Here is a 21,544-nt window from a genome sequence, read left to right on the forward strand (position 1 = left end):
CCCTGGCGGAGGGCGCGGGGGCCGCCTGTTTGCCGGTGTGGCACCAGTGCGCGCAACGCTCGCGGCGTCTTTGTCCACTGAGTGGAGAAAGTTGAGGGCAATCTCTGCGCAACTTCTTCCCAGTCCCGACGACCACTGCTACGTTCCCCTCGAAAGCAGGCCACGAATGGGGCCTCCCCGGGCTCGAGCGAAGGCGAGAGCTTAGGGAAGGCCGAAACCCGGCGCGCACAGGCCGATTGAGGCGGGGAGGGGCTCGTGAGACGCATGACGGCACGACCCGCAAACGCCCATCAGGCCAAACTGCTCAGGCTGTTGCGCGACGGAGGTCCCAACTCCCGGGCCCAGCTGGGTGATCAGATCGACCTCTCACGGTCCAAGCTGGCCGTGGAGGTGGACCGCCTGCTGGAGACGGGCCTGGTCGTGGCCGACGGACTCGCCGCCTCGCGCGGTGGGCGCCGTTCGCACAACATCCGGCTCAACCCCGGGCTGCGCTTCCTCGGCGTCGACATCGGCGCGACCTCGGTCGACGTCGCCGTCACCAACGCCGAACTGGAGATCCTGGGCCATCTCAACCAGCCCATGGACGTACGCGAGGGCCCGGTCGCGGTGTTCGAGCAAGTCCTGTCCATGGCAGCGAAGTTGAGGGCCTCCGGGCTCGCGGAGGGGTACGACGGCGCCGGCATCGGCGTCCCCGGACCGGTCCGCTTCCCCGAAGGTGTCCCGGTGGCCCCGCCGATCATGCCGGGCTGGGACGGCTTCCCCGTGCGGGAGGCGCTCAGCCAGGAACTCGGCTGTCCGGTCATGGTCGACAACGACGTGAACCTGATGGCGATGGGGGAGCAGCATGCGGGGGTCGCACGCTCCGTGGGCGACTTCCTCTGCGTCAAGATCGGCACCGGCATCGGCTGCGGCATCGTCGCGGGCGGTGACGTGCACCGCGGTGTCACCGGCAGCGCGGGCGACATCGGGCACATCCAGGCCGTGCCCGACGGCCGCCCCTGCGCCTGCGGCAACCGGGGCTGTCTGGAGGCACACTTCAGCGGCTCGGCCCTCGCCCGGGACGCCGTGGAGGCGGCCCAGCAGGGACTGTCGGAGGAACTCGCCTCGCGGCTGGAGGCGAACGGCACCCTGACCGCCGTCGACGTCGCCGCCGCGGCCGCCGCGGGCGACGCCACCGCCCTCGACCTGATCCGCGAGGGCGGCAACCGCGTCGGCCAGGTCATCGCCGGACTCGTCAGCTTCTTCAACCCCGGCCTGGTGGTGATCGGCGGCGGGGTGACCGGCCTCGGCCACAACCTGCTCGCCGCGATCCGCACCCAGGTCTACCGCCAGTCGCTGCCCCTGGCGACCGGCAATCTCCCCATCGTGTTGGGGGAGTTGGGCCCCACTGCCGGAGTCATCGGCGCGGCCCGGCTCATCAGCGACCACCTGTTCTCACCCGCGTAAGCCACTCGCTCCGCACAGCTCACCAGCACCGCACCTCGCACAGCGCTCAGCTCTGCCCTGCTCTGCCTCGCCCCGCCCTGAAACCGGCCCGCACGCCCGCCAAGGGGACCTCATGGCACCAGAACCACCGCTGCTCAGCATGTCCGGCATCACCAAGTCGTTCCCCGGAGTCCGCGCCCTCGACGGCGTCGACCTCGGCGTCCAGGCCGGTGAAGTGCACTGCCTGCTCGGCCAGAACGGCGCCGGCAAGTCCACGCTCATCAAGGTTCTGGCCGGCGCCCACCAGCCCGACACCGGCACCATCCACTGGCGCGGCGAGGAGGTCACCCTCCGCTCGCCGATCGCCGCGATGCGTCTGGGCATCGCCACCATCTACCAGGAACTCGACCTGGTCGAGCACCTGTCGGTGGCCGAGAACGTCCACCTCGGCCATGAGCCCACGGCCGCCGGTTTCGTCGTACGCGGAAAGGTCGCCCGGGAGTCGACCGCGCAGCTTCTCAAGCGACTTGGGCATCCCGAGATCGACCCGAGCCGCCTGGTCGGGGAGCTGTCGGCGGCGCAGCAGCAGATCGTGTCCATGGCGCGGGCGCTCTCCCACGACGTACGGCTGATCGTGATGGACGAGCCGTCCGCCGCCCTCGACCCGGACGAGGTCGACAACCTCTTCCGCATCGTCGGCGACCTCACCGCCGCCGGTGTCGCCGTCGTCTACATCTCGCACCGGCTGGAGGAGATCCGCCGGATCGGCGACCGGGTCACCGTCCTGAAGGACGGGCGGGCCGTGGCCGGCGGACTCCCGGCGAAGACGACGCCGACGCGCGACGTCGTGGCGATGATGACGGGGCGCAACGTCGAGTACGTCTTCCCCGAGCGGCCGGCGAAGGACGCCACGGGCGGGAAGCCGCTGCTGGAGGTGCGCGGACTCGCCCGGGACGGTGAGTTCGAGCCACTCGACCTGACGGTGCGGCCCGGCGAGATCGTCGGGCTCGCGGGACTCGTGGGCTCGGGGCGCTCCGAGATCCTGGAGACGATCTACGGGGCCAGGAAGCCCAGCGCCGGTCAGGTCCTCGTGGACGGGCGGGCGCTCAGGCCCGGCAGCGTGCGCGCCGCCGTACGTGCGGGGCTCGGGCTCGCCCCCGAGGAGCGCAAGGCACAGGCGCTGCTGATGCTGGAGTCCGTCACCCGCAATGTGTCGGTGTCGTCCATGTCCCGCTTCTCGCGTGGCGGCTGGATCGACCGCGCCGCCGAACTGGCAGCCGCGCGGACCGCGACACGCGAGCTGTCGCTGCGGCCCGACAACCCCTCCGTGCCCGTGCGCACGCTCTCCGGCGGCAACCAGCAGAAGGCCGTCCTGGCCCGCTGGCTGCTGCGCGGCTGCCGCGTCCTGCTGCTCGACGAACCCACCCGCGGCGTCGACGTCGGCGCCCGCGCCGAGCTGTACGCGGTCGTCCGACGCCTGGCCGACGAAGGCCTCGCCGTGCTGCTGGTCTCCAGCGAGGTGCCCGAGGTACTGGGCCTCGCCGACCGCGTCCTGGTACTCCGCGAAGGCCGGGTCGTCCACACGGCACCGGCCCGCGAACTCGACGAACACCGCGTACTCGACCTCGTCATGGAAGGAAGCCCGGCGTCATGACGCAGCACGCCTCACCGCCGAGGGACAGCACCGGCAAGGTGCCCTCGGCCGGCGCAGCGCCCGCATGGCGGGGCCTGATGGCCCGTGCCGACGTGCGCACCCTCTCCCTGCTCGGCGTCCTCGCCGCGCTGATCGTCATCGGCGGCATCACCAAGCCGGACGAGTTCCTGGACACCCGCAACCTCCAACTGGTCCTCACCCAGGCCTCCGTGATCGGCGTCGTCACCGTCGGCATGACCTTCGTCATCATCTCCGGCGGCATCGACCTGTCCGTCGGCGCGATCGTCGCGCTGGCCTCGGTGTGGGCGACGACGGTCGCCACCCAGGAGTACGGCTTCGCCGGCATCCTCTTCACGGCGGTGATCGTCGGTGTGGGATGCGGCCTGGTCAACGGGATGCTGATCGCCTACGGCGCGATGGTGCCGTTCATCGCCACGCTCGCCATGCTGGCCTCCGCGCGCGGCCTGGCGTTGCAGATCACCGACGGCAAGACGCAGATCGTCACCATCCCCTCGGTACTCGACCTCGGCGAGCGCGACGCCTACGTCCTCGGCATCCCGCCACTGGTCATGGTGTTCGCGGTCGTGACGATCATCGGCTGGCTGGTCCTGAACCGCACGACCTTCGGGCGGCGCACGGTCGCCGTCGGCGGCAACGCGGAGGCGGCCCGGCTCGCCGGTATCGACGTCCGCCGCCAGCGGCTCTACCTCTACCTGCTGTCCGGACTGTGCTGCGGCATCGCAGCCTTCCTGCTGATCATCCTGTCCGGATCAGGCCAGAACACCAACGGCAACCTCTACGAACTCGACGCCATCGCGGCCGCGATCATCGGCGGCACGCTGCTCACCGGGGGCCGCGGCACCATCGTCGGCTCCGTGCTCGGCGTCCTGATCTTCACCACGATCACCAACATCTTCGCCCTGAACAACCTGCAGAGCGACGTCCAGCAGATCGCCAAGGGCGCGATCATCGTCGCCGCCGTGCTGGTCCAGCGCCGTACCGCGAGCACGACCTGAGGAAAGGGTTCACCGCCATGCCAGAGCCGACCGACTTCACGAGTCGCTTCACCAGTCGCAGAGGGCTGCTCTTCGGGACCGCCGCCGTAGGTGCCGGTGCCCTCCTCGTGGGGTGCACGAGCAACGAGTCCGACGACGAGCCGGCCGCGAACGACCAGCCGGCCGCCGACGACAAGCCCGGCAAGCAGGTCACCATCGGCTTCGCCGGACCGCAGGCCGACCACGGCTGGCTCAACGCGATCAACGACAACGCCAAGAGCCGGGCGAAGAAGTACTCCGACGTGACGTTGGAGATCACCGAGGGTTCCAACGACACCGCCGCCCAGATCGGCCAGATAGAGACGCTGATCAACAAGAAGGTCGACGTGCTGGTGGTGCTGCCCGCCGACGGCAAGGCGCTCACCCAGGTCGGCCTGAAGGCGATGCGGGCCGGCATCCCGGTCATCAACCTCGACCGGATCTTCAACACCCCGCAGGCGTACCGCTGCTGGATCGGCGGCGACAACTACGGCATGGGGCTCAACGCCGGGCACTACATCGGCGAGAAGCTCAAGGACAAGGCCGACGCCACGGTCATCGAACTGGCGGGCCTGGACAACCTGGAGCTGACCAAGCAGCGCACCGAGGGCTTCGACGCCGCCCTGAAGAACTACCCCAACATCAAGAAGGTGGCCCGTCAGGCGGCCGAGTTCACGGTCGAGTCCGGGCAGGCCAAGATGGCCCAACTCCTACAGGCGCAGTCGAAGTTCGACGCCCTGTGGAACCACGACGACGACCAGGGCGTGGGCGCCCTGCGCGCCATCGAGCAGGCGGGGCGTGACGACTTCCTGATGGTCGGCGGCGCGGGTGCGCTGTCCGCGTTCCAGGCCATCAAGCAGGACGACGGCGTCCTCAAGGCCACCGTTCTGTACCCGCCGACGATGGCCGCGTCCGCCATCGACCTGGCCCGTGCGCTGGGCCAGGGCAAGGGCGTCGGCGGCATGGCCGAGTTCGAGATCCCGGCCTCGATCACGCTCTACTCGGCGGTCGTCGACAAGACGAACATCGACCAGTACATGTCCACCGGCTTCAAGTGAGGCGCACCCTGCCCGACGGGGACGAGGGGTTCGTCGGGCAGGGCCGGGAGCGTTCTGCGGATCGAGCCGACCCGGGGTGCGGTAGCTCCGGGCGGGACGGATCGCCGGTACGGGACGGGATCGCCGTACGGGACGGGATCGCCGTACGGGACCAGGCTTCGGAACTGACTTCGGTACTGGCTGACGCCGTGGCGTCAGCCGGCCGGTGCCGCGGGTCGGGTCGACCCCGTAGCGCCGGCTGATGCCGTGATGCGGGCCGTGGCCACCGCTGGCGAGGTCTGCAAGATGCCCCCAACCCCCCACCGCGGCACGACGACGAGGAGGACCATCGCATGGGACAGCCGCAGCAGCCCGACGAGGCCGAGGCGGAGGCAGGCGTGGGCGTGACCGGCCCCGCCGCCGAGGCCGGGGTCGACGTGTCCCGGCCCGGCACGGCGGCGGACAAGCCACCCCTGCGCGTCGGCATGGTCGGCTACGCCTTCATGGGCGCCGCGCACTCCCAGGGCTGGCGCACCGCGGGCCGCGTCTTCGACCTGCCCCGCACCCCGGCCCTGGCCGCGATCTGCGGGCGGGACGCGGCGGCCGTGCGCGCGGCGGCCGACCGGCACGGCTGGGCGACGGCGGAGACCGACTGGCGTGCCCTGATCGAGCGGGACGACATCGACCTCGTCGACATCTGCACCCCGGGCGACAGCCACGCCGAGATCGCGCTCGCCGCGCTGGCCGCGGGCAAGCACGTCCTGTGCGAGAAGCCCCTCGCGAACAGCGTCGAGGAAGCCGAGGCGATGGCGGTGGCGGCCGAAACGGCGTACAGCAACGGCCAGGTGGCGATGGTCGGCTTCAACTACCGCCGCGTCCCGGCCAGCGCGCTGGCCCGCAGCATGGTCGCCGAGGGCCGACTCGGCACCCTGCGGCATGTGCGGGTGACGTACCTTCAGGACTGGCTCGTGGACCCGGAGTTCCCGCTCACCTGGCGGCTGCGCAAGGAGCTGGCCGGCTCGGGCGCGCTCGGCGACCTGGGGGCGCACATCATCGACCTCGCGCAGTACCTGGCGGGCGAGCAGCTCACGGGGGTGTCCGCCCTGACGGAGACCTTCGTCAAGGAACGCCCGCTGCCCGGCGGAGCCGTGAAGGGCCTTTCCGCCGTGTCGGCGGAGGGTGCCACCGGACAGGTCACCGTCGACGACGCCGCCCTGTTCACCGGCCGCTTCCCGTCCGGCGCCCTCGCCTCCTTCGAGGCCACCCGCTTCGCCACCGGCCGCAAGAACGCCCTGCGCCTGGAACTCAACGGATCGCACGGCTCGATCGCCTTCGACCTGGAGCGGCTCAACGAGCTCAGCTACCACGACGGAACCGAACCCGGAGCCCACGCCGGCTTCCGCCGCATCCTCGTCACCGAACCCGACCACCCCTACCTGGACGCCTGGTGGCCGCCGGGCCACGGCCTCGGCTACGAGCACACCTTCGTCCACCAGGCCCGCGACCTGGTCCACGCCATCGCGCAGGGCCGCCGGCCCGCACCCTCCTTCGCCGACGGGCTGCAGGTGCAGCGCGTGCTCGCGGCGGTGGAGGAGAGCGCCGAGAAGAACTCCGTCTACACCCCGATAGCGGTCTGAGGAGGCTGACGCGCGATGCCGCGTACGTTCACGCTGTTCACCGGCCAGTGGGCCGATCTGCCGCTGGAGGAGGTCTGCCGGCTCGCTCGCGACTTCGGCTACGACGGTCTCGAACTCGCCTGCTGGGGCGACCACTTCGAGGTCGACAAGGCCCTCGCGGACCCGTCGTACATCGACTCCAGGAAGGCGCTGCTCGACAAGTACGGCCTCAAGTGCTGGGCCATCTCCAACCACCTCGTCGGCCAGGCGGTCTGCGACGCCATCATCGACGAACGCCACCAGGCCATCCTGCCGGGCGAGGTGTGGGGCGACGGAGAGGCGGAGGGGGTCCGGCAGCGCGCCGCGGCCCGTATGAAGGACACCGCGCGGGCCGCCGCCGCCTTCGGCGTCGACACGGTGATCGGCTTCACCGGCTCCGCCATCTGGCACCTGGTCGCCATGTTCCCGCCCGCGCCCGAGTCGATGATCGAACGCGGCTACGAGGACTTCGCCGAGCGCTGGAACCCGATCCTGGACGTCTTCGACGAGGAGGGCGTGCGGTTCGCGCACGAGGTCCATCCCAGCGAGATCGCCTACGACTACTGGACCACCTGGCGGGCTCTGGAGGCGGTGGGGGGCCGCCCCGCCTTCGGCCTGAACTTCGACCCGTCGCACTTCGTGTGGCAGGACCTCGATCCCGTCGGCTTCCTGTGGGACTTCCGCGACCGCATCTACCACGTCGACTGCAAGGAGGCCCGCAAGCGCCTGGACGGCCGCAACGGCCGCCTCGGCTCCCATCTGCCGTGGGGTGACCCGCGCCGGGGCTGGGACTTCGTGTCGGCCGGGCACGGTGACGTCCCCTGGGAGGACGTCTTCCGCATGCTGCGATCCATCGACTACACGGGTCCGATCTCCGTGGAGTGGGAGGACGCCGGCATGGACCGGCTCCAGGGCGCCCCCGAGGCACTGACCCGGCTGAAGGCCTTCGACTTCGAGCCGCCCAGCGCGTCCTTCGACGCCGCGTTCAACAGCTGAACCACGCACCCGGCGCTGGTCGGGGACGGGGCCCGGATGCACCGCCGGTCCCCCCTCCGACCTGCGCGGATCCCGCTTTGTCCTGTGCTGGGAAAAAGTTCAACCGATCCTGACGCAAGGGGTGTTCGCCCCGGACGGACGCGGTTACCGTCCCTGAAGTGTTCAGGACACACACAGAAGCGTTCAGGACACAGGGAAATGTTCACGGCACGACCACCTCCGGGGTGACGGCGCACCCCGGCGCCCGCACCGCACGTCTTCGCACCCACCCCGTACGGCCCACCCGTTCCCGGAGGGACTTCGTGCACAGAACCAGACTCAGAAGCACCCGCACCCCCAGGCGCCCCAGACTTCGCACCGCCGTCGCCCTGTTCACCGGCCTGCTCCTCGCAGTGGGCGCCCCGGCCACCGTCGCCGGCGCCCACCCCGGTCACCCGGAACACGACGAACCGGCCGCCGCAGAGGGGCAGTTCCAGCAGGTGCCGCTCGCCAAGGGCGAACCCGAGATGGGCGAGCCCATGTCGCTCGCCGTGCTCCCGAACCGCAGTGTGCTGCACACCTCGCGCGACGGCACGCTGCGCCTCACCGATCAGGGCGGTGTCACCAAGGTCGCCGGCAAGATCGACGTCTACAGCCACGACGAGGAGGGCCTCCAGGGCGTCGGCATCGACCCGGACTTCGCCAACAACCGGGCGATCTACCTCTACTACGCCCCACCGCTCGACACCCCCGCGGGCGACGCCCCGGAGAGCGGCACCGCCGCGGAGTTCGCGAAGTTCGACGGCGTCAACCGCCTCTCCCGCTTCGTCCTGAACGCCAACGGCACGCTGAACACGGCCAGCGAGAAGAAGGTCATCGACGTCGCGGCCTCCCGCGGGACCTGCTGCCACGTCGGCGGCGACATCGACTTCGACGCGGCCGGCAACCTGTACCTGTCGACCGGCGACGACACCAACCCCTTCGCCTCCGACGGCTACACCCCGATCGACGACCGCGAGGGCCGCAACCCCGCCTTCGACGCCCGCCGCAGCTCCGGCAACACCAACGACCTGCGCGGTAAGATCCTCCGGATCAAGGTCGCCGAGGACGGCTCGTACACCGTCCCGGAGGGCAACCTCTTCGCCCCGGGCACGGACAAGACCCGTCCCGAGATCTACGCGATGGGCTTCCGCAACCCGTTCCGGATGAGCGTCGACGACAAGACCGGCATCGTGTACGTCGGCGACTACGGCCCCGACGCCGGCGCCGCCAGCCCCACCCGGGGCCCGGCCGGACAGGTCGAGTTCGCCAAGGTCACGAAGGCCGCCAACTTCGGCTGGCCGTTCTGCACCGGCAACAACGACGCCTACCTCGACTACGACTTCGCCACCGGCACCTCCGGCGAGAAGTTCGACTGCGCCGCCCCGAAGAACACCTCGCCGTACAACACGGGCCTCACCGACCTGCCGCCCGCGCAGGCCGCCTGGATCCCGTACGACGGTGCCTCCGTGCCCGAGTTCGGCACCGGCTCCGAGTCCCCGATGGCCGGTCCCGTCTACCGCTACGACCCCGACCTCGACTCCAAGGTGAAGTTCCCCGAGGCCTACGACGGCGACTTCTTCGCGGGTGAGTTCGGCCGCCGCTGGATCAAGCGGATCGAGCAGAACGAGGACGGCTCCGTCGCGAAGATCAACGACTTCCCGTGGACCGGCACCCAGATCATGGACATGGAGTTCGGCCCCGACGGCGCGCTCTACGTCCTCGACTACGGCATCTCCTGGTTCCAGGGCGACGAGCACTCCGCGCTGTACCGGATCGAGAACGCCGAGGACGGCTTCTCCCCGATCGCCGAGGTGAGCGCCGACAAGACCTCCGGCGCGGCCGGCCTGAACGTCAAGTTCACCGGCTCCGCCAAGGACGCCGACTCCCCGGACCTCACCTACAGCTGGGACTTCGGCGACGGCACCAAGGGCGAGGGCCTCAACCCCACCCACAAGTACAAGAAGGTCGGCACCTACACCGCCACCTTCACCGCCAAGGACCCCGAGGGCAACACCGGCAACGCCAGCACCCGGATCGTGGTCGGCAACACCGAGCCCAAGGTGCGGATCGACATCCCGGGCAACGGCGCCATGGCCGAGTTCGGCAAGCCCGTCCCGTTCAAGGTGACCGTCACCGACCCCGAGGAGACGATCGACTGCTCCAAGGTCAAGGTCGCCTACAGCCTCGGCCACGACTCCCACGCCCACGAGCTGACCAGCGAGATGGGCTGCGAGGGCACCCTGACACCGCCCGCCGGTGACGGCGGCCACGACCCCAACGCCAACATCTACGGCGTCGTCGGTGCCGGCTACACCGACGGCGGGGCGAACGGCCAGGAGGCCCTGACCGGCACCGGCCGTGCCGTGCTCCAGCCGCTGCACCGACAGGGCGAGCACTTCACCACCCAGTCGGGTGTGTCGGTGATCGACAAGACCGGCGCCAACGGCGGCAAGACCGTCGGCAACATCGACGACGGCGATTGGATCGCCTTCACCCCCTACCGGTTCGACGGACAGAAGAAGATGACCGTGCGGGCCTCCTCCGGCGGCGCGGGCGGCTTCATCGAGCTGCGTACCGGTTCGCCCGACGGGCCGCTCCATGGCTCGGCCTACATCCCGCCGACCGGCAGCTGGGAGACCTTCCAGAACGTCGACGTGCCGCTGCGGGCACTGCCCAAGGGCACCACGGAGATCTACCTGGTCTTCAAGGGCGGCGAGGGCGCGCTGTACGACGTGGACGACTTCGAGTTCTCCAAGGAGCCGTTCAAGGGCGGCAAGAAGGTCCTGGTCTTCTCCAAGACCGCCGGTTTCCGGCACGACTCCATCCCGGCCGGCATCGCGGCCCTGAAGGAGCTCGGCGCCCCGGCCGGCATCACGGTCGACGCGACCGAGGAGGCCCGGCAGTTCACCACGACCAACCTCGCCAAGTACGACGCGGTGGCGTTCCTGTCCACCACCGGTGATGTGCTGAACGCCGATCAGCAGAAGGCGTTCGAGGACTACGTGGCGGGCGGCGGCGGTTACATGGGTATCCACGCCGCGGCCGACACCGAGTACGACTGGGCGTTCTACGGCGGTCTCGTCGGCGCCTACTTCGACTCGCACCCGGCCATCCAGAAGGCCACGGTCCGCGTCGAGGACCACGACCACCCGTCGACCGCGCACCTGGGCGACGCCTGGGAGCGCACCGACGAGTGGTACAACTACCGCACCAACCCGCGTGAGCAGGCCAAGGTCCTCGCCACCCTGGACGAGACCACCTACCAGGGCGGCACCATGAAGGGCGACCACCCGATCGCCTGGTGCCAGAGCTACGGCGGCGGCCGGTCCTTCTACACGGGCGGCGGCCACACCAAGGAGTCCTACGCCGAAGATGCCTTCCGGGCCCATCTCCTCGGCGGCCTCCAGTACGCCACCGGCCAGGTGAAGGCGGACTGCAAGCCGAGCAAGGACTACCGGAAGATCTTCAACGGCCAGACCCTGGAGGGCTGGAAGCAGGCCGGCCCCGGCAAGTTCAACGTCAAGGACGGCGCCCTGGAGACCGAGGGCGGCATGGGCCTGCTCTGGTACCAGGCCAAGGAGCTGAAGTCGTACTCGCTCAAGCTCGACTGGAAGATGCAGGGCGACGACAACTCCGGGATCTTCGTGGGCTTCCCCGCCTCCGACGACCCCTGGTCCGCGGTGAACAAGGGCTACGAGATCCAGATCGACGCCACGGACGCGCCCGAACGCACCACGGGCTCCGTCTACTCGTTCAAGTCGGCGAACATCAAGGCCCGTGACCAGGTTCTGCGGCCGCCTGGCCAGTGGAACTCCTACGAGATCAAGGTCCAGGGCGAGCGCCTCCAGGTGTTCCTCAACGGAGTCAAGATCAACGACTTCACCAACAAGGACCCCGAGCGGAGCCTGACCGACGGCTACATCGGCCTCCAGAACCATGGCGCCGACGACCAGGTCTCCTTCCGCAACATCCAGTTGAAGGAACTGCCCGTCACGGGTAACTGAACGGCGGCGGGCGGGGGACGCCGGACCCCCGCCCGCCGTCTCCTCCCCTCCCCACGGGTTCGCGCACGACCAGGAGGCTGCCCATGTCCGCGTCCCTCTCCCGACCGCGTGTGGGGGTGTGGCTGATCGGAGCCCGAGGTTCCGTCGCCACCACCGTCGTCACGGGGTGCGCCGCCGTCACCGCGGGACTGCACCCGCCCACCGGCATGGTGACCGAGACCCCGGCGTTCACCGACAGCGGCCTGCCCGCTCTGTCCGACCTCGTCTTCGGCGGCCACGACACCCTCGACTGCCCCCTGCCCAAACGCGCCGAGACCCTGACCGCAGGCGGCGTCCTCCCACCGGGCATCGCCACCGCCGTCGCCGCCGAACTCGCCGCCGCCGACCGGGAGATCAGGCCGGGCGGCCCCACCCCGGGGGACACCAGGAGCGAGACCGAACTGATCACTGCCTTCGCCGACGACATACGCGACTTCGTGCATCGTCATGAGCTGAAGCGGGCGGTCGTCGTGAACGTCGCCTCCACGGAACCCGCGTCCGCGCGGCCCGGCGCCCCGCTGCCGGCCAGCACCCTGTATGCCCTGGCGGCCCTGCGCGCGGGCTGTTCCTACGTCAACTTCACCCCCTCCGAGGGCATGCACCACCCCGTCGCCGCCCGCGAGGCCGAGCGCAGCGGCCTGCCGTACGCCGGCCGGGACGGCAAGACCGGACAGACCCTGCTGCGGGCCGTGCTGGGCCCGATGTTCGCGCAGCGGGCGCTTTCGGTCCGGGCCTGGTCCGGAACGAACCTGCTGGGAGGAGGCGACGGCGCGGCCCTCGCCGACCCGGCCGCCGCCGCGGCGAAGAACGCCGGCAAGGAACGCGTCCTCGCCGACACCCTCGGCACCGTCCCCGAGGGCGAGGTGCACATCGACGACGTCCCCGCCCTCGGCGACTGGAAGACCGCCTGGGACCACATCGCCTTCGACGGCTTCCTCGGCACCCGCATGATCCTCCAGACCATCTGGCAGGGCTGCGACTCGGCCCTCGCAGCACCCCTGGTACTGGACCTGGCCCGCCTGACCCTCCGGGCCCACGAGGTCGGCCTGTCCGGTCCGCTCGCCGAACTCGGCTTCTACTTCAAGGATCCGGTGGGGGACGGGTCGGCGAGCCTGGGAGAGCAGTACGCGGCGTTGACGGGGCTGGGGGAGCGGTTCCGGCGGGCGGGCGCGAGTGAGGTGGCTCGGGGGGCTGTGGCTAGGGGCGGGGCGGACAGGGTTCGGGGGCGGGGGGAGGCTGGCGCCTGGGGTGCCGGTGATCGTGAGTCTGGTGGGGAGGCTGGCGCTCGGGGTGCCGGTCATCACGAGTCTGCCGGGGTTGCTTTCGCCCGGGGGGCCGGTCAGCGCGGGTCGGTTGAGGAGGTGGCTGCCCGGGGCGTTGACCTGCGTGGGTCGGTTGAGGTAGCTGCGGTAGGGGGCGCTGAGTTGCGTGGGTCGGCTGAGCAGGTTGCGGTAGGGGGCGCTGAGACGCGCGAGTCTGCCGAGGAGGCTGCCGCGCAGGGCGTCGATCCGCGCGACCTCACTGAGAAGGCCGCCGCGCGGGGCGTCGATCCGCGCGAGCCCGTTCCGGGGGAGCGGCCGTGAGCCGTAGCCGTGCGTGGGCCGAACTGCTCCGGCTCCCCGCCCTGTTCACCGTCCCCGGCGACGCCCTGAGCGGTGCCGTTGCTGCCGGCGGCCGACCCAACCCCCGCACCCTGCTCGCCATCGGCTCCTCCCTCTGCCTCTACGAGGCCGGCATGGCTCTCAACGACTGGGCGGACCGCGCGGAGGACGCCGCCGAACGCCCCCACCGCCCCCTGCCCTCCGGCCGCATCCGGCCGTCCTCCGCCTTCACCGCGGCCTGCGCCCTGACCGCCGCCGGGCTCGGCCTGGCAGCCGGGGCCGGCCGACCCGCCCTGGCGGTGGCCGCACCCCTGGCCGCCACCGTCTGGGCGTACGACCTCAGCCTGAAGCACACACCCGCCGGCCCCGTGGCCATGGCCGCCGCTCGCGGCCTCGACCATCTCCTCGGCGCCGCCACCGCCGGCCGTCCGCACAAGGCACTGCCCTCCGCCGCCCTCCTCGGCACCCACACCCTCGCCGTGACGACCGTCTCCCGCAGGGAGACCCAGGGCGGCACCTCCCTGCCGCCCCTGGCCGCCCTGGCAGCGACGGCCGTCCTCACCCGGCTCGTGGCACGCGTCGCGCACGGCACGAAGCGAGCCGCGTCGACGGGCGCCCAGGTCGGCATCGTCACCGCCACCACCACCGCCACTGCGACCGGCATGGGAATCGGCGCCGGACGCCGCAGGCACGCGCACGACCGGGTCGGGCTCGCCCTCGACGGGGCCCTGCGCACCGCCCTGGCCACCGCCTACGCCGCCACGGCCGGCCGCCCCTACACCCACGCCGCGCTCAACCCCTCACCGCCTCTGACCCAGCGAGCCGTCGGTGGCGGCATCCGCGCCACCATCCCACTCCAGGCCGCGCTCGCGGCTCGCGCAGGATCCGGGCTCACCGCCGTGGCCATCGCCGCGCTCGCCCCGATCGGACGGAAGTACGCGAAGAAGGTGAGCGTCACATGAGCCCTCGACCCGACCCGACGCGAGATCCTGGCGAACCGGCCTCTCCTCGCAGTCACGTGAGCTCCCTTCCCCATCCGGCGCGGGATCCCGGCGAACCAGCCTCTGCCCGCACCCCCCTCCGCTTCGGCTACGGCACCAACGGCCTCGCCGACCTCCGCATCGACGACGCCCTCGCCCTGCTCGCGGACCTCGGCTATGACGGCGTCGGCCTGACGCTCGACCACATGCACCTCGACCCCCTCGCCCCGGACCTCGCGGCCCGCACCCGCCGCCTCGCACAGCGCCTGGACGCGCTCGGCCTGGGCGTCACCGTGGAGACGGGCGCCCGCTATGTGCTCGACCCACGCCGCAAGCACGGCCCCTCCCTGCTGGACCCCGATCCCGACGACCGCGCACGCCGCGTCGACCTGCTGATCCGTGCCGTCCGGGTGGCCGCCGACCTCGGTGCTCACGCCGTCCACTGCTTCAGCGGCATCACGCCCGCGGGCACCAATCCGGACACAGCCTGGGACCGTCTCGCCGAGGCCCTCACCCCGGTCCTGGACGCCGCCACCGCCGCCGACGTCCCCCTTGCCGTCGAACCCGAACCGGGCCATCTCCTCGCCACCCTCGCCGACTTCCACCGACTCCGCCGCGCCCTCGGCGACCCCGAGCACCTCGGCCTCACCCTCGACATCGGCCACTGCCAGTGCCTCGAACCCCTCTCTCCCGCCGACTGCGTCCGCGCCGTCGGCCCCTGGCTGCGCCACGTCCAGATCGAGGACATGCGCCGCGGCATCCATGAACACCTCCCCTTCGGTGACGGCGAGATCGACTTCCCACCCGTGCTCGCAGCCCTCGCCGCCACCGGCTACCAAGGCCTGACCGTGGTCGAACTGCCCCGCCACTCCCACGCGGGCCCGCACTTCGCCGAACTGTCCCTCCCGTTCCTCCGCAGCGCCGAGGCCACGGCCACCCGATCACCGATCCCTGTCCCAGTCCCACTTCATGGCGATCCCTCCGCCACCCCCGAAGGGAGCACCTCATGACCCACCCCCGCACCAGCCCGGCGACCCCGGCAGCGGACACCCACCAGCACCGAGCAGGAGCCGAAGGCAGAGCGGGCACGGAGAGCCGCGGCGACGCCGAGGGTAGAGCGGATGCCGAAGGCAGAGTGGATGCCGAGGGCAGAGTGGATGCCGAGGGTAGAGCGGGTGCCGAAGGCAGAGCCGACGCCGAAGTCAGAGCGGGTGCCGAGAGCCGAGCCGGTGCCGAAGGCAGACCTGGCTTGGACACCCGGGCGGACGCCCAACGAAGAGCCGGCTCGGACACCCGAGCGGGTGCCGAGAGCCGAGCCGGTGCCGAAGGCAGACCTGGCTTGGACACCCGGGCGGACGCCCAACGAAGAGCCGGCTCGGACACCCGAGCGGGTGCCGAAAGCGGAACGGGCCCCGATGACCTGGCCGATGTCCTGCACCCGCCGGAGACCCGAGGCACCCCGCAATCCCTCGCCCTCACCCCACCCGCCGACGTGCGCGCCCACATCACCGCCCACCTCGGCTCCGCCGCCCGCGCCTGGCTGCACCGCGCCCTCGACGAGGCCGCCGCGAATCCCGGCTCTCACGGGCCCATCTCCGTCTGGGAGCTGCGCATCGCCGAGGCCGGACGGCGCTGCGGCCCCGATCACGCCGACGCCGCTCGCGTCCTCATCCTGCACGCGGCCCGTGCCGACGTGGACGCCCTCACCCGGGTCTACTTTCAGGGCACCACCGCTGAACGCCGTGCCGTCGTGCAGGCACTGCCCCACCTGGTTCCCGGCCACGAAGCCCTCCCACTGGTCGAGGACGCCCTGCGCACCAACGACACCCGGCTCCTCGCCGCCGCCGTCGGCCCCTACGCCGCCCGCCATCTCGACCCCCACCAGTGGCGCCACGCCGTCCTGAAGTGCCTGTTCACCGGTGTGTCCGTCGATGTGGTGGCCGACCTCGACCGCCGCGCCCACCGCGACGCCGAACTCGCCCGCATGCTCGGCGACTACGCCGCCGAACGCTCCGCCGCGGGCCGCCCCGTACCCGAAGACCTGCACCGCGTCCTGACCCTGACCGACCCCACGGCCACCCCACCCGCACCCGCCGCCCCGCGCGGTACCCGCGGCACCGACGGCAAGGAGTCCTGATGCGCCTCTTCGACCCCCACATCCACATGACGTCGCGCACCACCGACGACTACGAGGCCATGTACGCCGCCGGTGTCCGCGCCGTCGTCGAGCCCTCCTTCTGGCTCGGCCAGCCCCGCACCTCTCCCGCCTCCTTCCTCGACTACTTCGACTCGCTCCTCGGCTGGGAGCCCTTCCGCGCCGCCCAGTACGGCATCGCCCACCACTGCACGCTCGCCCTCAATCCCAAGGAGGCGAACGACCCCCGCTGCGTCCCCGTCCTCGACGAACTGCCCCGGTATCTCGTCAAGGACCAGGTCGTCGCCGTCGGCGAGATCGGCTATGACTCGATGACCCCCGCCGAGGACACCGCCCTCGCCGCCCAACTCCAGCTCGCCGCCGACCACGAACTGCCCGCGCTGGTCCACACCCCGCACCGCGACAAGCTGGCCGGCCTGCGCCGCACCCTCGACGTCGTCCGCGAGTCCGCACTGTCCCCGGACCGTGTCCTCGTCGACCACCTCAACGAGACGACGGTCAAGGAGGCCAAGGACAGCGGCTGCTGGCTCGGCTTCTCCGTATATCCCGACACCAAGATGGACGAGGAGCGGATGGTCGCCATCCTCCGCGAGTACGGGCCCGAGCAGGTGCTGGTCAACTCCGCCGCCGACTGGGGCAGGAGCGACCCCCTGAAGACGCGCAAGGTCGCCGACCTGATGCTGGCCGAGGGCTTCGATGAGGACGACGTCGACCGGGTGCTGTGGCGCAACCCCGCCGCCTTCTACGGGCTCAGTGGCCGCCTCACCCTTGATGTCTCGACTCCGCAGGCGACCCACGAGGGCAACTCCATTCTCCGGGGCGCTCCGAAGGGCTCCCAGGAATCGGCGGACGATCCGAAAGACCACCCCCGGGAATCCGCGGACGCTCCGAAGGACTCCGGAGGACCGATCGGCCCATCGAGAGAGCGACCCGACCCGACCCCCGCCCCGGCCTCGGGAGCGTGAGCGATGCGCTTCCGCCACCCCGACGGCTCCACGGTCCACCTCGCCTATTGCACCAACGTCCACCCGGCCGAGACCCTCGACGGCGTCCTCGCCCAACTCCGGGACCACTGCGAACCCGTCCGCCGGCGGCTCGGCCGCGACCGTCTCGGCATCGGCCTGTGGCTCGCCAAGGATGCCGCGCACGCCCTCGTCTCCGACCCGTCCGCCCTGCGCGGTCTGGGCACGGAACTCGACCGGCGCGGCCTCGAGGTCGTCACGCTGAACGGCTTCCCCTATGAGGGCTTCGGCGCCGAACAGGTCAAGTACCGCGTCTACAAGCCGGACTGGTCCGACCCCGAACGCCTCGACCACACCACCGCCCTGGCACGTGTCCTCGCCGGCCTCCTCCCCGACGACGTCACCCAGGGCAGCATCTCCACTCTGCCCCTCGCCTGGCGCACCGGCTACGACGACCACCGGGCCGAGACCGCCCGAATCGCGCTCCTCGCCCTCGCCCAACGCCTCGACGCACTCCGGGAGTTGACCGGCCGAGACATCCGCGTCGGACTCGAACCCGAGCCCGGCTGCATCGTCGAGACCACCGCTGACGCCATCGCCCCGCTCACCGCGATCGGCCACGACCGCATCGGCATCTGCGTCGACACCTGTCACCTCGCCACCTCCTTCGAAGATCCGCACACCGCCCTGGACGCGCTCATCGAAGCCCGCGTCCCAGTCGTCAAATCCCAGCTCTCAGCCGCCCTGCACGCCGAACACCCTCACCTCCCCGAAGTCCGCGAGGCCCTCGCCGCCTTCGACGAACCCCGCTTCCTGCACCAGACCCGCACCGCCACTGCCGCCGGTCTGCGCGGCACCGACGACCTGGACGAGGCACTCAAGGGCGACGCCCTGCCCGATGCCTCTCCATGGCGCGCCCACTTCCACGTCCCGCTCCACGCGGCTCCCACCGCGCCCCTCACCTCCACGATCCCCGTCCTCAAGGCGGCACTGACGCGGCTCGTCGGCGGCCCCAGCCCGCTCACCCGGCACCTCGAGGTCGAGACCTACACCTGGCAGGCCCTCCCGGCCGAACTGCGACCCCGCGCCCGCAGTCAGCTCGCCGACGGCATCGCCGCCGAACTCACCCTCGTCCGCGACCTGTTGACCGACCTCGGCCTGAAGGAGCTGCCATGACCGAACCACCGGACCCGGCGCTCCCAGCAGTCCCGGCCACCCGCCCGGCGCCGCGATCGGACGCCACCGTCGCGAGCCGCCCCACCCCTCTCCTCGTCCTCGATGTCGTCGGACTCACCCCCCGTCTCCTCGACCACATGCCCCACCTCAAGACGCTCGCCCTGTCCGGCTCCCACGCGCCCCTCGGCACCGTCCTGCCCGCGGTCACCTGCGCTGCCCAGTCCACCTTCCTCACCGGCACCCACCCGTCGGAGCACGGCATCGTCGGCAATGGCTGGTACTTCCGCGACCTGGGTGACGTACTCCTGTGGCGCCAGCACAACGGACTGGTCGCCGGCGACAAACTCTGGGACGCCGCGCGCCGCGCCCACCCCGGCTACACGGTCGCGAATATCTGCTGGTGGTACGCCATGGGCGCAGACACCGACATCACCGTCACCCCCCGTCCGATCTACTACTCCGACGGCCGCAAGGAACCCGACTGCTACACCCGGCCGCCCGCCCTGCACGACGAACTCACCGAGAAACTCGGCACCTTCCCGCTCTTCCACTTCTGGGGACCCGGCGCGGACCTCGTCTCCAGCCGCTGGATCATCGACGCGACCCGGCACATCATCCGCACCCGCCATCCCGATCTGACGCTCTGCTACCTCCCTCATCTCGACTACGACTTGCAGCGCTTCGGCCCCGACGATCCACGATCCCGGCAGGCAGCCGCCGACTTGGACGCCGCCATGGCCCCGCTCCTGGACGAAGCGCGCGCCGAGGGCCGTACCGTTGTCGCGCTGTCGGAGTACGGCATCACCCGCGTGAACCGGCCCATCGACATCAACCGCGCCCTGCGGCGGGCAGGCCTGCTGGAGGTGCACACCCAGGACGGCATGGAGTACCTCGACCCGATGGCGTCACGTGCCTTCGCGGTCGCCGACCATCAGCTCGCCCACGTCTACGTACGTCGGCCGGAGGACCTCGACGCGACCCGGGCCGCGCTGGACGGTCTGCCCGGCATTGAGCAACTCCTCGACGACGAGGGCAAGAAGGCCCATCATCTCGACCATCCGCGCTCCGGCGAACTGGTCGCCATCGCGGAGCCGGACGCCTGGTTCACGTACTACTACTGGCTTGACGACGCCCACGCGCCCGACTTCGCGCGACTCGTCGAGATCCATCGCAAACCCGGCTACGACCCGGTCGAACTCTTCATGGATCTCCTCGACCCCTACGTCAAGGTCAAGGCCGCGACCGCGCTTGCCCGCAAGAAACTCGGCATGCGCTATCGCATGGCGGTCGTGCCCCTGGATCCGTCACCTATTCGCGGCAGCCATGGCCGCCTTCCCGCGAGCGACGACGAAGGTCCGCTCCTCATCTGCTCCACCCCCCGCGCTGTCGGCGACCGCGTCGCGGCCACCGATGTGAAGTCACTCCTGCTCCAACTCGCCGGTCTCGGCTGACCGGTCACGACCGGCACGCAGCACCTCGCCGGTCCCACCGACCCGTCTCTTCCGACTGGTCACAAGTGAAGCACTCACCACTGACAACGGCCTTCGACCTCGAGGAGTTCCAGGCATGAGCCGCTTTTCGCAGACGGATCCCGAACTCACCCACCGCCTCACCAGACGAGGCATGCTCGGCGTGGCGGCGGGCACCACGGCCACCGCCCTGCTGGGCGCAGCAGCCGCAGCCACCCCCGCGAGCGCCGCCACCGGAACCGCGTCCGCCACCGGAACCGCGTCCGCCACCGGCACCGCCTCCCATGGCGCCGGCCGTGGCCGCCCCGTCCTCCCGCCCGGCCGCCTCGGCATCCAGCTCTACAGCCTGCGCGACAAGGTCTCCACACTCGGCTTCGCCCCCGTCTTCGCCGAACTGGAGAAGTACGGCTATGACGAGGTCGAGTTCGCCGGATACACCCAGGGCTCGGCCGGCCCGATCACCCTGGCCCAGCTCAAGCGGCTGGCCCGGAACCACGGCCTGAACCCGATCGGCAGCCACGTCGGCTACTACTCCAACGACCCGGGTGCCTACACCTTCGCCCAGAACCTCACCAAGGTCCTCGACGACGCCCAGGCCCTCGGCCTGAAGCACATAGGCACCGCTTCCGGGCCGTTCCGCTACGGCTCCACCGTCGACGCCTGGAAGCGCGCTGCCGAGGAGTTCAACACCTACGGCGCGGCGGCGAAGGCGCGCGGCATGAAGTTCTACCAGCACAACCACTCCGAGGAGTTCTCTTTCGCCACCGACAACCCCAAGGTCCGTCTCTACGACGTGCTGCTCGCCGAGACCGACCCCGACCTCGTCTTCCTGGAGATGGACATCTTCTGGGCGTACTCGGGCCAGTTCCGCTTCTCCATGCGGCCCGACGGCTCACCGGCCCCCTTCGACCCGCTGGACTACGTGCTGAAGCGGCCCCACCGCTACCCGCTCTTCCACGTCAAGGACGGCGTGAGCGACCCGACCAACCAGTACGGCTACGACATGGTCGACGTCGGTGACGGCGACATCGACTACAAGCGGTTCATCTCGGCCGTCACCAGACTCCGCGGCCAGCGATTCGCCCACCACTGGCAGGCGGAGCACGACAACCCGACCGAGTCCCTCACGTTCGCCCGCCGTTCGAGCGAGCACCTGCACTCGCTGCGCGAGAAGGACTGCTGACGCGGCTTTCCCGGCCGTCGTCCAGCGCCGTTCAGAGTGCTGGTCGACGGCCGTCCTCTTGTGGCGTGCGGGATGTTGCTGCCGACGGGTGTACGGGCCAGCTGGTTTCGCGAAACGCGCCCCGTGGTCAGGCGGCTACAGGTTGGCTACTCT

The 21,544-nt window shown here is 70.8% G+C and carries 14 protein-coding genes and 1 pseudogene; all 15 read left to right on the plus strand.

Annotation, left to right across the window (positions count from 1 at the left end; all coding sequences use genetic code 11):
• The first annotated feature begins 264 nt into the window (after positions 1–264).
• Positions 265–1,446, plus strand: a complete 1,182-nt coding sequence (locus tag BLU79_RS13105) for an ROK family transcriptional regulator (protein WP_093905879.1) — start codon at positions 265–267, stop codon at positions 1,444–1,446.
• A gap of 112 nt (positions 1,447–1,558) precedes the next feature.
• The gene (locus BLU79_RS13110; protein ID WP_093905880.1) at positions 1,559–3,079 is read left to right on the plus strand and encodes a sugar ABC transporter ATP-binding protein; all 1,521 of its coding nucleotides are present in this window, start codon (positions 1,559–1,561) and stop codon (positions 3,077–3,079) included.
• Complete coding sequence (locus tag BLU79_RS13115; RefSeq protein ID WP_093905881.1) at positions 3,076–4,095, plus strand: ABC transporter permease; 1,020 nt, start codon at positions 3,076–3,078, stop codon at positions 4,093–4,095. Before BLU79_RS13110 ends, BLU79_RS13115 begins: the two co-directional genes overlap by 4 nt.
• Positions 4,096–4,112: 17 nt before the next feature.
• Positions 4,113–5,171, plus strand: coding sequence for a substrate-binding domain-containing protein (locus tag BLU79_RS13120; RefSeq protein ID WP_093905882.1), 1,059 nt, complete (start codon positions 4,113–4,115; stop codon positions 5,169–5,171).
• Positions 5,172–5,503: 332 nt separating this feature from the next.
• Positions 5,504–6,787: a Gfo/Idh/MocA family protein gene (locus BLU79_RS13125; RefSeq protein WP_093905883.1), complete on the plus strand. Its 1,284-nt coding sequence runs from the start codon at positions 5,504–5,506 to the stop codon at positions 6,785–6,787.
• 15 nt (positions 6,788–6,802) lie between these two features.
• Positions 6,803–7,801 carry a sugar phosphate isomerase/epimerase family protein gene (locus BLU79_RS13130; protein WP_093905884.1) on the plus strand — a complete coding sequence of 333 codons (999 nt, stop codon included), beginning with the start codon at positions 6,803–6,805 and terminating at the stop codon, positions 7,799–7,801.
• Positions 7,802–8,103: 302 nt separating this feature from the next.
• The gene (locus tag BLU79_RS13135) at positions 8,104–11,826 is read left to right on the plus strand and encodes a ThuA domain-containing protein (RefSeq protein ID WP_093905885.1); all 3,723 of its coding nucleotides are present in this window, start codon (positions 8,104–8,106) and stop codon (positions 11,824–11,826) included.
• Between the two features lie 83 nt (positions 11,827–11,909).
• A pseudogene (locus BLU79_RS13140) lies at positions 11,910–13,019 on the plus strand (inositol-3-phosphate synthase); the annotation flags it as partial.
• Between the two features lie 425 nt (positions 13,020–13,444).
• On the plus strand, positions 13,445–14,428 hold the full coding sequence (locus BLU79_RS13145) for an SCO3242 family prenyltransferase (RefSeq protein WP_093905886.1): 984 nt from the start codon (positions 13,445–13,447) through the stop codon (positions 14,426–14,428).
• Between the two features lie 56 nt (positions 14,429–14,484).
• Entirely contained in the window at positions 14,485–15,456 is a 972-nt protein-coding gene (locus BLU79_RS13150) for a sugar phosphate isomerase/epimerase family protein (RefSeq protein ID WP_093905887.1), read from the plus strand.
• A gap of 422 nt (positions 15,457–15,878) precedes the next feature.
• Entirely contained in the window at positions 15,879–16,583 is a 705-nt protein-coding gene (locus BLU79_RS13155; protein ID WP_177001015.1) for an EboA domain-containing protein, read from the plus strand.
• Positions 16,583–17,566 (plus strand): TatD family hydrolase, encoded by a 984-nt coding sequence (locus BLU79_RS13160; RefSeq protein ID WP_093905888.1) that lies wholly within the window; start codon positions 16,583–16,585, stop codon positions 17,564–17,566. The genes BLU79_RS13155 and BLU79_RS13160 overlap by 1 nt, the downstream gene beginning before the upstream one ends.
• Before the next feature lie 3 nt (positions 17,567–17,569).
• Positions 17,570–18,739 (plus strand): metabolite traffic protein EboE, encoded by a 1,170-nt coding sequence (eboE, locus tag BLU79_RS13165; RefSeq protein ID WP_093905889.1) that lies wholly within the window; start codon positions 17,570–17,572, stop codon positions 18,737–18,739.
• Positions 18,736–20,190 carry an alkaline phosphatase family protein gene (locus BLU79_RS13170; RefSeq protein ID WP_093905890.1) on the plus strand — a complete coding sequence of 485 codons (1,455 nt, stop codon included), beginning with the start codon at positions 18,736–18,738 and terminating at the stop codon, positions 20,188–20,190. Before eboE ends, BLU79_RS13170 begins: the two co-directional genes overlap by 4 nt.
• A gap of 115 nt (positions 20,191–20,305) precedes the next feature.
• On the plus strand, positions 20,306–21,391 hold the full coding sequence (locus BLU79_RS13175) for a sugar phosphate isomerase/epimerase family protein (RefSeq protein WP_093905891.1): 1,086 nt from the start codon (positions 20,306–20,308) through the stop codon (positions 21,389–21,391).
• The last annotated feature ends 153 nt before the right edge of the window (positions 21,392–21,544 follow it).

The sequence above is a fragment of the Streptomyces sp. cf386 genome, from assembly GCF_900103585.1.
GTDB lineage: Bacteria > Actinomycetota > Actinomycetes > Streptomycetales > Streptomycetaceae > Streptomyces.

Coding starts and splice junctions, on each gene's coding strand:
- BLU79_RS13105 (WP_093905879.1), top strand. CDS start 265: ATGACGGCACGACCCGCAAACGCCCATCAGGCCAAACTGCTCAGGCTG.
- BLU79_RS13110 (WP_093905880.1), top strand. CDS start 1,559: ATGGCACCAGAACCACCGCTGCTCAGCATGTCCGGCATCACCAAGTCG.
- BLU79_RS13115 (WP_093905881.1), top strand. CDS start 3,076: ATGACGCAGCACGCCTCACCGCCGAGGGACAGCACCGGCAAGGTGCCC.
- BLU79_RS13120 (WP_093905882.1), top strand. CDS start 4,113: ATGCCAGAGCCGACCGACTTCACGAGTCGCTTCACCAGTCGCAGAGGG.
- BLU79_RS13125 (WP_093905883.1), top strand. CDS start 5,504: ATGGGACAGCCGCAGCAGCCCGACGAGGCCGAGGCGGAGGCAGGCGTG.
- BLU79_RS13130 (WP_093905884.1), top strand. CDS start 6,803: ATGCCGCGTACGTTCACGCTGTTCACCGGCCAGTGGGCCGATCTGCCG.
- BLU79_RS13160 (WP_093905888.1), top strand. CDS start 16,583: ATGCGCCTCTTCGACCCCCACATCCACATGACGTCGCGCACCACCGAC.
- eboE (WP_093905889.1), top strand. CDS start 17,570: ATGCGCTTCCGCCACCCCGACGGCTCCACGGTCCACCTCGCCTATTGC.
- BLU79_RS13170 (WP_093905890.1), top strand. CDS start 18,736: ATGACCGAACCACCGGACCCGGCGCTCCCAGCAGTCCCGGCCACCCGC.
- BLU79_RS13175 (WP_093905891.1), top strand. CDS start 20,306: ATGAGCCGCTTTTCGCAGACGGATCCCGAACTCACCCACCGCCTCACC.